Source organism: Terrabacter sp. FW104-15G4B (assembly GCF_058790095.1).
The window spans coordinates 17,289-30,581 of the sequence record NZ_JBYTCI010000036.1; the positions used below are offsets into that span (position 1 = coordinate 17,289).

Below are 13,293 nucleotides of genomic sequence, written 5' to 3' on the forward strand. Positions count from 1 at the left end.
ACGATGGCCCGCGCCCGGACGGACGAGAAGCCCGCCCCCACGAACGGGGCGGGCTTCTCGGTGGAGCGGTCTGGGGTCAGGCGGTCTTGCGGCGCCGCGGCTTCTCACCGCGCGACTCGCGCAGCAGCGACAGACGCTCCTCGAGCAGCTCCTCGAGCTCCGGGAGGGAGCGGCGCTCGAGGAGCATGTCCCAGTGCGTGCGCTGGTGCTTCACGACCTTGGCCTCCGGCTCGGGGCCACCCTGCAGCTTGGCGTCGAGGCCGCAACGGCACTCCCACGTCGACGGAACATCGGCCTCGATGGAGAACGGAAGCTCGGTGCGGTGGCCCTCGGGGCAGACGTAGACGGTGAGCTGACGCTCACTCGGCACGACGTTCTCGTCGGATTCCATGCTCCTCGCGCCGAGGTTGGAACCACGCAGTGATCGATCGGCCATCTGAACCCCTCCAAGACTTTGCCCTTGTGACACCTCTCTGGTGTCTTACCCTCACAGACGCTTGAACGTGCGAAACGGCCCACTTGTTCCCCGGTGAGGTGGGGGAGTCCAGCCCCGTCTCAGATGATGGCAGGGACCGGGTTGCCCGCCTGCTCGATGCCCTCACGCATCCGGACCCGGGAGAGCAGGACGCCGCCGATGCCGAAGAAGACGATGAGCGCGATGATCGCCCACCGGTAGCTGAGCGTGAACTGGTAGACGAGGCCGAAGATCAGGGTGCCGAACCAGCTGGTCCCGCGTTCCATCGCCTGGTAGAGGCTGAAGTACTCCGCCTCGCGGCCGTGGGGGATGAGCTGGCTGTAGAGCGAGCGGGAGAGTGCCTGGGTGCCTCCGAGCACGAGGCCGATGAGCAGGGCGAGCGCGAGGAAGATCGCGAGCGACTTCGCGGGGACGAGGAAGGCGAAGACGACCACGACGGTCCACAGGCCGACGCCGTAGAGCACCGTGCGCCAGGCCCCGATGACACCCGCGACGCGGCCGAAGAGGCGGGCGCCGAAGAAGGCGACGAACTGCACGAAGAGGAACACGCCGAGCACCGTCGTCTCGGAGAACCCCAGCTCCTTGGAGCCGTAGACGCTAGAGCTGCCGATCACCGTCTGGATGCCGTCGTTGAAGAAGAGGTAGGCGAGTAGGAACATCTTCGTCTGCGGGTAGCCCGCCAGGTCGCGGAAGGTGCTGCGCAGCTGCGCGATGCTGCCACCGACGACCCCCGCCGCACGATCGACCGGCGTGTCCACCGTGCCCGTCAGGTGGCGAAGCCCGAGGTACGGGATGATCGTGAAGCCTGCCCACCACAGGCCGGCCGACAGGATGCTGATGCGGGTCGACATGGCCCGGTCGAGGCCGAGGTCCTCGTGGAAGAAGTCGAGGGCGAAGTTCAGGGCGAGCAGGATGCCGCCGCCGAGGTAGCCGAAGGCCCAGCCCTTCGAGGAGACGCGGTCACGCTCGTTCTCGTTCGCGATGCGGCACAGGATCGAGTCGTAGATGACGAGCGAGGCCCCGAGGCAGATCCCGGCGACGACGACGAGGGCTGCTCCCAGCTGCCAGTCGGTGCCGGCGACGAAGAACATCAGGCTCGCCGCGAGGGCGCCGGCCCACGCGAAGCCGCCGAAGAGGCGCGTCGGGCGGGGGCTGCGGTCGGCGATGGCGCCGATGAAGATGAGGACGACCGCGGACAGGATAGTCGTGAAGGTCACGGTGAAGAACCACAGCGACCCCGGTGCGACCGGGATGCCGAGCACCGAGAGCGTCGTCGTGCAGTCCTGGCCGTCCTTCAGGCCGGGGCAGGCGGCCTGCTCCGCGACGGACGTGAGGTAGGGGCTCATGAGCACGGTTGCGGTGGTCGTGACGTAGGCCGAGTTGGCCCAGTCGTACCAGTACCAGGCCCGCTGCTCCCGGGTCTCCGGCCGCGCGGGGTTGACGACGACGTGCGACATGCGAGGACTGTCCCACACAGCCGGCTGGCGCGGGCAGGGGAGCCGTCACAACACGCCGCCGGAGGCCTCCAGGGTGCGGACGAGCCGTGTGGTCGCCGGAAGATCTGGTTTAGCGCTAAAGTGTTGTGGTGGACGCATCCTCGGGGGAGCAGGTCGAGCAGATCGTGGCGGCGTGGCGCCGGGAGCGCCCCGACGTGGACGTGTCGTCCATCGGGGTCATGACGCCGCTGTGGCGACTGGGCGCGATCGTCATGGAGAACCGGGCGCGCATCCTGGCCGTCCACGGGCTCGAGCAGAACCAGCTGGACGCGCTCGGGACGCTGCGCCGTAGCGGCCGGCCGTACCGCCTGACCGCTGGAGAGCTCTCGCGGCGCTGCCGGGTGACACCGGGAGCCACGACCCAGCGCGTACAGGCCATGGAGCGGCTGGGCTGGGTCAGCCGGGTGCGCGAGGAGCCGGATCGCCGGACCGTCCATGTGCAGCTAACGCCCGAGGGGCTGGCTCGTGTGGACGCCGTCCTCGGTGACGTCATGGCCGGCGACGAGGAGCTGCTCGCCGGACTGAGCGCGCAGCAGCGCGCGACCCTGGAGCAGCTGCTGCGCACGTGGCTGGACGTCCTGGAGACCGGGGCCCTCGACCCTGCTCGCACAACCTCGTAACGCCGATAATCGACATTATGTCACTTGCGGTGGAAGCAGCCCTCCCCGCTGGCCGTACCCTTGGCCGCGATGCAGTGCAACTACTTCGACGCCGGACGCTGCCGGTCGTGCGCCCTGATGGGCGTGCCGTATGCCGTCCAGCTCGCCGACAAGCAGCAGCGCTGCCAGCGCGCCCTGGCGGACGTCGCTCCTGACCTCCGGTGGCTCGACCCCTTCGCCACCCGCGAGTCCGCCTTCCGCAACAAGGCAAAGCTCGTCGTCGGCGGGCGCGCCGGCGCTGTCACCGTCGGGATCCTCGACGCCGCGGCGAACGGGATCGACCTCCGGGACTGCGGTCTGCACGAGGACCGCCTGCAGAGCCTCATCCCGCGGCTCGCGGACGTCGTCGACGAGATCGGGCTAGAGCCCTACGACGTCGGGGCCCGCCGTGGCGAGCTCAAGCACCTCATCCTGACCCTCTCCCCCACTGGAGAGGTCATGCTGCGGATGGTCCTGCGCTCACGCCGTCACCTGGCGCTGCTGGAGTCGCGCCTGGCGATGCTGCAGGCGCGCCTGCCGGAGGTTGGCGTCGTCACGGTCAACCTCCAGCCCGAGCACAAGGCCGTCCTCGAGGGCGACACCGAGATCGTGCTGACGAACCAAGGTGTCCTGGCGATTCCCGTCAACGACATCACGCTCTTCCTGCGGCCCAACAGCTTCTTCCAGACGAACACCGCTGTCGCGGGCGCGCTCTACCGCCAGGCGCAGAACTGGGCGGGGGCCGTCCGGCCCGACGTGGTGCTCGACCTCTACTGCGGTGTCGGCGGGTTCGCCCTGCACGCTGCCCACCCCCGGGTGGGCGCCGGGTATGTCCTCGGCGTCGAGGTCTCCCCCGAGGCCGTCCGCAGCGCCTCCCTCAGCGCCGATCGCCTGCGGCACGAGCACCCCGGCCTCGGTCGTCTCGACTTCCGTGTCGGGGACGCCACCGAGGTGAGCGCGCTGGACGGCGCCCTGCAAGGCGCCGAGAGCTCGATGGTCGTGGTCAACCCGCCGCGTCGAGGCATCGGTCCCGACCTCGCGGCCTGGCTGGAGAGCTCGGGCGCGACTCACGTGATGTATTCCAGCTGCAACGTCGACAGCCTGGCCCGCGACCTCGCGCTCATGCCGTCCTATCGGGCACGCGAGGCACGCCTCTTCGACATGTTCCCGCAGACGTCGCACCACGAGGTGATCGTGCTCCTCGAGCTGTTCGCTGCATAGAAGTTCCACGCTTCGACCGCGTTCTCTGTCGCGTGACCCTAACCTCGCAACAAAGGGGTCGGGGGGCTGATTCCCTTGGGGCACAGTCAAATCCGGCTATGTGCCCATTCCGCCCATACGGGTGTTTGGGGAGGAAATGGTCATGAAGACACGACGACGGCGGCTCTACGCCACCCTGGCAGCAGTTGCACTCCTGCTACCTGGGTCGGCCGCCATGGCACAGGCCTCGCTGGCGCCGGCAAGCGCTCCGGCAGCAGCGGCCGCAGCTCCAGTACCCGTCAGCAACCTGCCGATCGTCTCGGTGGACCTGACGGACGCGGACTCGACGAAGAACCACCTCAGCTACCTCAACGCCTCGAAGGACAACTCGGTCGGGGCGACCGTCAACCTCGTCGACCAGTCCAACGCGGCATACGCCATCGTGGATGCAGCCGCGACGATCAAGGGTCGCGGCAACGCCACCTGGAACATGGTCAAGAAGCCGTACCAGATCAAGTTCAAGACCGCGGCCGGCCCGCTCGGCATGGAGCCGGCTCGGACCTGGGTCCTGCTCGCCGACCACACGGACCCCTCGCTCATGCGCAACAAGCTCAGCTACGACCTGGCACGCCGCGTCGGTCTGGCGTACTCCCCCGAGTCCCGCTTCGTCGACGTCAAGATCAACGACGTGGACGGCGAGCACCTGCTCGGTAACTACCTGCTCACGGAGAAGACCGAGGTCGGGCCGACGCGGGTCAACCTCACGGACCCGCAGGCCGAGCTGCTGGAGGAGGACCAGAACTACGGAGCGGCGGAGCCGTTCCACTTCACGGCGGCGACCAGCCAGCGGATCTTCGTGCTCAAGGACGCCCCGGGCGGCGTCGGTGACGCCCTGACCCCCGACCAGGCGGCCGGGTGGACCAGCACGAAGGCCTACCTCAACGCCTTCGAGGCGGCGCTCTACGCCCCCACCCCGGACTGGACGAAGATCAGCTCGATGATCGACGTCGACTCGTTCGTGAAGAACTACTTCGTCCACGACGTCGCAGAGAACTACGACTTCAACCGCTCGAGCATGTACTTCTACAAGAACGGCCCTGGTGACAAGCTGCACGCCGGGCCGGTGTGGGACTTCGACCTGTCGTTGGGCAACTTCACGCCGCAGGCCTGGGGTGGGGACCCGACCTCGGACTACGTCAAGACGACGACCTACCTGCGGAGCAAGACGCACAACTGGTTCGAGCAGCTGATGCGCAACCCGCAGTTCGTCGCACGGGCCAACTCGCTCTACACCTCGACGATCCGGCCCCAGGTCAACGCCATGAAGGCGCAGGTCGACAGCCTGAAGCCGTACCTCGCGCAGTCGGCGGAGAAGAACTTCCAGATCTGGGCGGGCTCGCGGGGGTACGGTCCGACCACGTACACCAATGGCGTGGCAGCGCTCAAGACCTGGACGACGAGCCGCGCCAGCTACCTCGCCCAGGCGTACGGCTCGAGCCTGCCGACCTTCCGTTTCGCGGCCCATCTTGCCTCGATCGGCTGGCAGCCGGCGGTGTCCAGCGGGATGATCGCCGGCACCATCGGTGAGGCCCGGCGGCTGGAGGCGCTGCGCTTCCAGGTCGTCAACACGCTGCTGACCGGCGGGGTGCAGGGCAACGCCCACGTCCAGAACATCGGGTGGACGGGCTACGGGGCGACGAATGCGGTCGTCGGCACGACCGGACGCGGCCTGCGCATGGAGGCGGTGCAGCTGCGGCTGACCGGTGCGCTGGCCACGAACTTCAACCTGGCCTACCGCGTGCAGGTGCAGAGCATCGGCTGGATGCCGTGGGTCCAGAACGGTGCCACGGCCGGCACGACGGGTCGGGCGCTCCAGATCGAGGCGATCCAGATCCGCGTGCTCGACAAGACGCCGTAGCCGACTCGACGGTGGCGCACCGGTGCTGACGGACTGGTGCGCCACCGTCCCGCCTGCGGGTCCTCAGGCGCCGGAACACGATGTTTCATAATGTCGATTATGGGCGAATTACACTGTGCTGCAACCTGATTCAGGTGTTGCGTCGACGGTCACGCGTGCGGCACCTCGTGCGGCACCTCGTGCGGTGCGTCGACGACCCACCACGCGGCATACGGGCTCAGCGCGGCCAGACCGTTGGCACCCCCGTAGACCGGGAAACCGCCCAGGGCGTCGAACGGACGCTCGATACCGGCGTCGGTGAAGTGTCGTGCCTCGACCGTCTGCCACGACGCGGTGACGTTGTAGACGCACACCATCGGCCCACTGGCATGCGAGCGTGCAACCGCCAGTACGCCGTCCGAGGTCTCCCGCAGGATGCGCGTCAGTCCGGAGGCGTGCAGCTGGGGCAGTCCGGCGCGCACTCGAGCGAGGTGCCGCAGGCCCTGGAACGCCTTCCCGGCCACGGTGTCGAAGTCAGACCGGTGGCTCGCAAGCGCCCAGTCGAGGCGCTCGCGATGCGCCCAGCGGTTGTCCTCCTCGTGGCCGGGCTCGAGGGCCCAGTCGGGGTCGTTCGGCATTCCCAGCTCATCGCCGCTCCAGACCACCGGTATGCCGCCCCATCCCGCGACCACCGCATGTGCGAGGAAGAGGCGGGCGAGCCCCTGGTCCACGCCCTCGTCGTCGCGGCGGGCGTGGGCGTCGGCCAGCCCGGTCAGCGCGGCTGCCGTGCCGCTGATGCGCTTGTCCCCCGTCGCGACGTTGTGCTGGAAGACGAGCCCGCGGGCCCACGACCCGGGGTGGTCGCCGGAGTACCAGTCGGACAGGAACCGCCGGTGCGCGAAGCCGTCGAGGCCGGCTGCCGCCGCGTCGCCGTCGTCGATCGCCCAGCCGATGTCGTCGTGGCAGCGGACGTAGCAGATCCACGTACCGGTGGCCGGGGTCGGCGGGAGGGCCGCCAGCGCCTGCTTGGCCAACCCCGTGCTGCCGGTGGCGAGCATCGACCAGACCTGGACCATGAGGCTGTTGTGGTAGGCGAGATCGCTGACGCGGCCGGCGTGCTCACCCTGTCCGAGGTACTGCACGAGGTCACGCGGACCAACGATCGCCTCGGCCTTGAAGGCGAGCGCCGGGCAGGCGATGCGAGCGACGGACCGTAGGGCCTGGGTGACCGCATGAACCTGGGGCTGGTTCTGGCAGTCCGTGCCCAGCCGCTTCCACGTGAAGGCGATGGCGTCCAGCCGGAGCACCTCCACGCCGAGGTTGGCGAGATACAGCACCAGGTCGGCGTACTCGACCAGCACTTCGGGGTTGGCCCAGTTGACGTCCCACTGCCACTCGTTGAAGGTGGTCCACACCCAGCCCTCGAGGTCGAAGTCCCAGGTGAAGTTGCCGGGCGCGAAGTCGGGGAAGACCTCGGGCAGGGTGCGTTCGTAGGCATCCGGCATGACGCGGTCGGGGTAGACGTGGAAGTAGTCGCGGTAGTGGTCCTCCCCGGCGCGGGCGCGCCGGGCCCACTCGTGCTCACGGGCGACGTGGTTGAGCACGAGGTCCAGGACGAGCGAGATTCCTTCTCGTCGAAGGTCGGTGGCGAGACGCTGCAGGTCGCCGACGTCCCCCAGGTCCGCGCGGACACTCCTGTAGTCCTGCACCGCATAGCCCCCGTCGTTGTCACCGTCGCGCGGCTGGAGCAGCGGCATGAGGTGCAGGTAGCTGACCCCCAGGTCGCGCAGGTAGCCGACGCGACCTCGCAGGTTGTCGAGGTCGCCGGCGAACCGGTCCGTGTAGCAGGCGTACCCGAACATCGACGGCTGCTGGAGCCAGTCGGGTCGCAGCAGCCGGCGCTCGTCGAGCCGGCGCAGTTCGGCAGAGCGCTCGCCATGGCCGGCGACGGCCCGCTCGAGGAGCCGTATGGCCAGGGCAGAGACGTCGCGGTCGGGGTAGAGCGCCACGAGCGCCGCCACGAGGTCGTCCCCCCACCGCTCGATGCGCAGCTCCAGCGTCTCGCGCTCATGGTCGGTGAAGCCCTCCAGCAGCGAGGACAGCGACTCGGTGGCCAGTCGTAGAACGGGGTCGGCGTCGTCCATGGCCCGATTGAACAGCACCGGGGGCGCCCGGCGACAGGGCCCGCGCTCCCCCGGCTGGGGTCACTCGAAGGGCGACGGGTCTCCCGCCCCCACCCGCGTCACCACCGGTGAGCCGTCGGAGTAGTCGACGACCGTGGTGGGCTCCAGCCCGCACTCCCCCGAGTCGACGACCGCGTCGATGACGTGGTCGAGGCGGTCCTTGATCTCCCACCCCTCGGTCATCGGGTCCTCGTCGCCCGGCATGAGCAGCGTGCTCGACAGGATGGGCTCCCCGACGGCCTTGAGCAGCTCCCGCACCACGGGGTGCTCGGGAATGCGCACACCCACGGTCTTCTTCTTGGCGTGCAGCAGCCTGCGTGGCACCTCCTTCGTCGCCGGGAGGATGAAGGTGTAGGGCCCTGGCGTCACCGTCTTGATGGCACGGAAGACGGAGTTGTCGAGGTGCACGAACTGGCCCAGCTGGGCGAAGTCGGCGCAGACGAGGGTGAAGTGGTGCTTGTCGTCGAGGTGGCGGATGCGCAGGATGCGCTCCTTCCCCTCGGGGTTGTCGAGGGAGCAGCCGAGGGCGAAGCACGAGTCGGTCGGGTAGGCGATCAGGCCGCCCGAGCGCAGGATCTCGACCGCCTGCCCGATCGCTCTCGGTTGCGGGTCGACGGGGTGGACGTCGAAGTACTTCGCCATGGCCCCAGCCTGCCATGCTGAGGCGCATGACTGAGCAGACAGGTGGGCGCAGGACCGCCTCGGACTCCGCTGGCTCCGGCCCCGTCGAGATCGCAGACAATCCTGCACGGGGGCGGTTCGAGTTGAGCACCGAGGGTCGCGTCATCGGGGTCGCGAGCTACGCCGTGGTCGCGCCGTCGGAGGCCCCCGAGAGGATCGTCTTCTTCCACACCGAGGTCCGGCCGGAGTTCGAGGGCCGGGGCCTGGCCGCCCAGCTGGCCACGTACGCACTCGAGGCGGCGGTCGCCTCGGGCCGCGACATCGTCGCCCTCTGCCCCTACATCAAGGAGTACGTCCAGCGTCACCCCGAGCCGTACGCCGCCCACGTCGTCGCTGCGAGGCAGTCCGACGTCACCGCTGCCCGGCGGGCTGCGGCGGCGGCGGAGTGAGCGGCCGCCCGCACGTCGTCGTCGTCGGGGGCGGGATCGTCGGGTCCGCCATCGCCCGTCGGCTCACCCATGCGCAGCCGCGGCCCGACGTGACCCTCGTCGAGAAGGACGAGGGGCCTGGCCGACACCAGACGTCGCGCAACAGCGGCGTCGTCCACGCCGGCCTCTACTACGCACCCGGCTCGGCCAAGGCGACCCTCTCCCGCGAAGGCGTGCGGCGGTTGCGTCGGTACTGCCAGGAGCGCGGGCTGCCCTACGAGGAGGTCGGCAAGCTCGTCATCGCGCTCGACGAGGCCGAGGAGCAACGGCTGCGCGGCATCGAGGCTCGGGCACTCGCGAACGGTGTACCCGGCCTGCGGTGGCTCGGCGCCGACGCGCTGCGAGAGGTCGAGCCGCACGCGGCGGGACGTGCCGCCCTGCACTCACCGACGACGGCCATCACCGACTTCGCGGCCGTGGCTGCAGCCATGCTCGATGACGCACAGGAGCAGGGCGCCACCGTGCTCACCGGATTCGACGTGACCGCCTTGGGCCGGCGCGGCGCCAGCGTGGACGTGCGCGCTGCCGACGGCCGCCAGGTGTCCGCTGACCGCGTGGTGATCGCCGGTGGCCTGCACGCCGACCGCCTTGCGGTGCTGGCAGGCGACGGGCCCAGCCCGGCGATCGTGCCCTTCCGGGGCGAGTACCTCCGGCTCGACGCCTCCGCAGCCGGGCTCGTCAAGGGCCTCATCTACCCGGTGCCGGACCCGCGGTACCCGTTCCTCGGGGTGCACCTGACCAAGCGCGTCGACGGCGGTGTGCTCCTCGGTCCGAACGCCGTCCTCGCGACGGCTCGGGAGGGCTACCGTCGACGCGACGTCGACCTCGAGGTGGTCCGCGCCCTCGCATCCTCCGCCGGCTTCCGGGCCTTCGCCCGCGCCAACGTGCGCACGGGCCTGCACGAGGTCGTCGGCTCCCTCAGCCGCCACGCCTTCGTCGAGCGCGCACGCCGCTACGTGCCGGCGATCCGCGACCGCGACGTGCACCGCGCGGACTCCGGCGTCCGGGCGCAGGCGATGGACCCGGACGGCTCACTCGTGGAGGACTTCCGGTTCAGCCGGGTCGGCCCGGTGCTCTGCATCCGCAACGCCCCGTCGCCCGCCGCCACCGCGTCACTGGCCATCGCCGACATGGTGGTCGACCAGCTCGACCTGCCCTGAGGGAGCGACGGTCAGTTCTTGCCGAAGTACTCGCTGGCTTCCATGGCGTCGATGACCGACGGCGCGCCGTGCAGGCCGATGGCGTAGCCACCGAGGTCCTTGACGGTGTCGGCGAGGCCGGCGACGGCGGTCACCGGGCTGACCATCACCCACGGCGAGACGTGGAGGTCGGGGCCCGTGGCCGGGTCGAGGGCGAGCTGCGTGCCGAGGGCGTCGGGCACCCGGTCGGGGCGCGCGTGCGGCACGTGGTCCAGGAACGAGCCGACCGGGTCCTGCAGCGTCGTCAGGGCCTCTCCGCGTACGTGGTAGTTCCGAATCTGGCCCGGGACCAGGCCGCCCCGGCCGTGACCGGCTTCGGTGGCGAACTCGACGGTGTTGGGGTGGACCCCCGCAGCGTTGAAGGTCACCGCGGGCACGTCGGTGGCCACGGAAGCCGTGCTGGCGAGACCACCACCGAGCGAGTGCCCGGTCAGGACCATGTTCTCGTTGCCCACCGCGGCCGAGAGGTGCTGGGCCAGGGCGATCGCCTGCAGGTGCTGGGAGCTGAGCAGGCCGACTCCCTGCTGGAGGTTGGCGCCCCAGTCGTCGACGCTCTTCGGGTCGGTGCCCTGGAAGGCCAGCACGTAGTGGTTCTGGGCGTCGCGGTAGACGTTCGCGGCGAAGCCGCCGGGTCCGGTCAGCGTCCTCGGGTCGATCCCCAGCTTCTCCAGGTCGGAGGCATCCAGCGGGTGGTAGCTCTCCGTCCCCTCGCCGTCGTAGACGCCCTTGGCGAGCTCGGCGAGCTCGAGGTCGATCTCGTGCGGCGTGGTCCCCCGCACGCTGTCGGCGAAGGGCGGCTGGACGTGCGCCAGGGGTGACTCTGGTGGGAGGAGTCCGTCCAGCGGGCCGAACGACCCGAAGGGTAGGAGCCCGCCGGGGCCGAGCAGCGGGCCCTGGCTCGTGCTCGCTGAGCGCTGGGCGCGGGCGTTCTCGGCCAAGCGACGCGCCAGCCCGTCGAGCGTGGAACCGAGTGAGGTCAGCGCGGTCGCCGTTGACCGCCAGCGTTCCTGCGCCGCCTCCGCGTCGGCTCCGCCCCAGGAGCGCCCGATGACAGCCAGGGCCCTCGTACCGTTGGCACGGATTCCCTCGACCTCGCCGGCGCAGGCGCTCAGCTCGCCGGCGGTACGGTCGAGGGCTTCCGGGTCAGCACCCTTGCGGTAGAGCACGCGATCCTCCTGTCGACGGTGGCCCCACCGTAGGTGGTGTCCGAGCGGACGGTCCATGGGGAGCACTCCCCACCTCCTGCCCCGCGGTTGAGGGTGACCGTATGCCGTCGCCCCCGGTCAGCCGCAGGGGTTGACCGGGCGCATCAGGTCGAGCTCAGGCCCGCAGGTCGGTGAGCATCGAGGCGAACGGCGTGACGTCCTCGAACGGGTCGACCCGCGCCGCCCTGGGCGCACCGCTGATGAGCCCGGCGAAGGCCGCGCCGGCGCGCTCTATGCGCTCACCGAGCCGGCCGGCATCCGTGCTGCCCCAGTCCTCGCTCGCGGCGAACACCGCCACGGGTGCCACGAGGGCGCCGAGGTGGGCGAAGAGCGGCCGCAGCGCGTGGTCGATGACGAGCGAGTGGCGCGCGGTGCCACCGGTCGCGCCGAGCAGCACCGGCGTGTCGCGCAGCGCCTCCTTGGGAAGCACGTCGACGAGCATCTTGAACAGCCCGCTGTACGACGCGGCATACACCGGCGTGGCGACGACCACGGCGTCCGCCTCCGTGATCGCGTCGAGGCGCACCTGGAGCTCGGGCGAGGCGAAGCCGGTGAGGACGTTGTTCGTCAGGTCGTGGGCGACGTCGCGCACGTCGACGACCTCGACGACGACCTCGCGGGGGGCGAGCGCCCTGACGGTGGCCTCGGTGAGGCGGTCGGCGAGCAGGCGCGTCGACGAGGGCTGGGTCACGCCGGCCGTGATGACGGCGAGGTGGAAGGCGGTCACTTGGTCACCTCCTGGGTGATCGGGCTGGCGCTCGCGGCGAGCCGGCTCGCGTGCGTCGGGGCGTCCGGGACCTGCGCCGGCTTCAGGGCGGCGAACTCCTTGCGGAGGACCGGCACGACCTCCTCGCCGAGGATGTCGAGCTGCTCGAGGACGGTCCTGAGGGGCAGACCGGCGTGGTCGAGCAGCCACAGCTGGCGCTGGTAGTCACCGGCGTACTCGCGGAAGCCGAGCGTCTTCTCGATGACCTCCTGCGGGCTGCCCACGGTGAGCGGCGTCTGGCTCGTGAACTCCTCGAGCGACGGGCCGTGGCCGTAGACGGGGGCGTTGTCGAAGTAGGGCCGGAACTCACGGACGGCGTCCTGGCTGTTCTTGCGCATGAACACCTGACCGCCGAGGCCCACGATGGCTTGGTCGGCGGTGCCGTGGCCGTAGTGCTCGAAGCGGCGGCGGTAGAGCTGGACCATCTGCTTGGTGTGGCTCGCGGGCCAGAAGATGTGGTTGGAGAAGAAGCCGTCGCCGTAGTACGCCGCCTGCTCCGCGATCTCGGGGCTGCGGATCGAGCCGTGCCAGACGAACGGCGGTATGCCGTCGAGCGGGCGGGGCGTCGAGGTGAAGCCCTGGAGGGGGGTGCGGTACTTGCCCTGCCAGTCGACGACGTCCTCACGCCACAGGCGGTGCAGCAGGGCGTAGTTCTCGATGGCCAGCGGGATGCCGTCGCGGATGTCCTTGCCGAACCACGGGTAGACCGGGCCGGTGTTGCCGCGGCCCATCATGAGGTCCATCCGCCCGCTGCTGAGGTGCTGCAGGGTGGCGTAGTCCTCGGCGATCCGCACGGGGTCGGTGGTCGTGATGAGGGTCGTCGAGGTCGACAGGATGATCCGCTCGGTCTGGGCGGCGATGAAGGCGAGCGTGGTCGTCGGGGCCGACGGGATGAAGGGCGGGTTGTGGTGCTGTCCGGTCGCGAAGACGTCGAGACCGACCTCCTCGGCCTTCCTGGCGATGGCGACGGTCGCCTCGATCCGCTCGTGCTCGGTCGGTGTGCGACCCGTGGTGGGGTCGGTCGTGACGTCGCCGACGGTGAAGATCCCGAACTGCATGTGTCCCAGCTCCTTTAGTTGATGATTCAATCGTATCGAACACCACCGTGCCCTCCCCCATTCCCTC

12 protein-coding genes are annotated in these 13,293 nt (G+C 69.9%); 5 read left to right on the top strand and 7 right to left on the bottom strand.

The window, feature by feature from the left end:
- Positions 1–76: 76 nt before the first annotated feature.
- Entirely contained in the window at positions 77–436 is a 360-nt protein-coding gene (locus AC3WRT_RS18705) for an RNA polymerase-binding protein RbpA (RefSeq protein WP_492724597.1), read from the bottom strand.
- Between the two features lie 119 nt (positions 437–555).
- Positions 556–1,932: an MFS transporter gene (locus AC3WRT_RS18710; protein ID WP_492724599.1), complete on the bottom strand. Its 1,377-nt coding sequence runs from the start codon at positions 1,930–1,932 to the stop codon at positions 556–558.
- 128 nt (positions 1,933–2,060) lie between these two features.
- On the opposite strand from AC3WRT_RS18710, the gene AC3WRT_RS18715 reads away from it, so the two are divergent.
- From AC3WRT_RS18715 to AC3WRT_RS18725, 3 genes are all read left to right on the top strand, one after another.
- Positions 2,061–2,591, top strand: a complete 531-nt coding sequence (locus AC3WRT_RS18715; protein ID WP_492724601.1) for a MarR family winged helix-turn-helix transcriptional regulator — start codon at positions 2,061–2,063, stop codon at positions 2,589–2,591.
- Between the two features lie 69 nt (positions 2,592–2,660).
- Positions 2,661–3,830, top strand: coding sequence for a methyltransferase domain-containing protein (locus AC3WRT_RS18720; RefSeq protein WP_492724603.1), 1,170 nt, complete (start codon positions 2,661–2,663; stop codon positions 3,828–3,830).
- A gap of 142 nt (positions 3,831–3,972) precedes the next feature.
- Entirely contained in the window at positions 3,973–5,727 is a 1,755-nt protein-coding gene (locus tag AC3WRT_RS18725; protein WP_492724605.1) for a CotH kinase family protein, read from the top strand.
- Positions 5,728–5,876: 149 nt separating this feature from the next.
- Here AC3WRT_RS18725 and AC3WRT_RS18730 read toward each other — a convergent pair whose 3' ends face one another.
- A complete protein-coding gene (locus AC3WRT_RS18730) occupies positions 5,877–7,850 on the bottom strand; it encodes an alpha-amylase family protein (RefSeq protein WP_492724607.1) in 1,974 nt (657 codons plus the stop codon).
- 60 nt (positions 7,851–7,910) lie between these two features.
- Complete coding sequence (locus AC3WRT_RS18735) at positions 7,911–8,531, bottom strand: L-threonylcarbamoyladenylate synthase (RefSeq protein ID WP_492724609.1); 621 nt, start codon at positions 8,529–8,531, stop codon at positions 7,911–7,913.
- Between the two features lie 26 nt (positions 8,532–8,557).
- Between AC3WRT_RS18735 and AC3WRT_RS18740 the strand changes: the two genes are divergently transcribed.
- Complete coding sequence (locus tag AC3WRT_RS18740) at positions 8,558–8,959, top strand: GNAT family N-acetyltransferase (protein WP_492724611.1); 402 nt, start codon at positions 8,558–8,560, stop codon at positions 8,957–8,959.
- Complete coding sequence (gene lhgO / locus AC3WRT_RS18745; RefSeq protein WP_492724613.1) at positions 8,956–10,158, top strand: L-2-hydroxyglutarate oxidase; 1,203 nt, start codon at positions 8,956–8,958, stop codon at positions 10,156–10,158. The genes AC3WRT_RS18740 and lhgO overlap by 4 nt, the downstream gene beginning before the upstream one ends.
- Positions 10,159–10,169: 11 nt before the next feature.
- Here the strand turns inward: lhgO and AC3WRT_RS18750 are convergent, their stop codons facing one another.
- The 3 genes from AC3WRT_RS18750 to AC3WRT_RS18760 all read right to left on the bottom strand — a co-directional run bounded on the left by AC3WRT_RS18750 (position 10,170) and on the right by AC3WRT_RS18760 (position 13,226).
- Entirely contained in the window at positions 10,170–11,363 is a 1,194-nt protein-coding gene (locus tag AC3WRT_RS18750) for a WXG100 family type VII secretion target (protein ID WP_492724614.1), read from the bottom strand.
- A gap of 154 nt (positions 11,364–11,517) precedes the next feature.
- Positions 11,518–12,129, bottom strand: coding sequence for a CE1759 family FMN reductase (locus AC3WRT_RS18755; protein ID WP_492724616.1), 612 nt, complete (start codon positions 12,127–12,129; stop codon positions 11,518–11,520).
- The gene (locus tag AC3WRT_RS18760) at positions 12,126–13,226 is read right to left on the bottom strand and encodes an LLM class flavin-dependent oxidoreductase (protein ID WP_492724618.1); all 1,101 of its coding nucleotides are present in this window, start codon (positions 13,224–13,226) and stop codon (positions 12,126–12,128) included. Before AC3WRT_RS18760 ends, AC3WRT_RS18755 begins: the two co-directional genes overlap by 4 nt.
- Positions 13,227–13,293: the final 67 nt, after the last annotated feature.

Bases quoted from the DNA above. Each gene is read 5' to 3' on its own strand.
- AC3WRT_RS18705 (WP_492724597.1), bottom strand. From the start codon at position 436: ATGGCCGATCGATCACTGCGTGGTTCCAACCTCGGCGCGAGGAGCATG.
- AC3WRT_RS18710 (WP_492724599.1), bottom strand. From the start codon at position 1,932: ATGTCGCACGTCGTCGTCAACCCCGCGCGGCCGGAGACCCGGGAGCAG.
- AC3WRT_RS18720 (WP_492724603.1), top strand. From the start codon at position 2,661: ATGCAGTGCAACTACTTCGACGCCGGACGCTGCCGGTCGTGCGCCCTG.
- AC3WRT_RS18725 (WP_492724605.1), top strand. From the start codon at position 3,973: ATGAAGACACGACGACGGCGGCTCTACGCCACCCTGGCAGCAGTTGCA.
- AC3WRT_RS18730 (WP_492724607.1), bottom strand. From the start codon at position 7,850: ATGGACGACGCCGACCCCGTTCTACGACTGGCCACCGAGTCGCTGTCC.
- AC3WRT_RS18735 (WP_492724609.1), bottom strand. From the start codon at position 8,531: ATGGCGAAGTACTTCGACGTCCACCCCGTCGACCCGCAACCGAGAGCG.
- AC3WRT_RS18740 (WP_492724611.1), top strand. From the start codon at position 8,558: ATGACTGAGCAGACAGGTGGGCGCAGGACCGCCTCGGACTCCGCTGGC.
- AC3WRT_RS18760 (WP_492724618.1), bottom strand. From the start codon at position 13,226: ATGCAGTTCGGGATCTTCACCGTCGGCGACGTCACGACCGACCCCACC.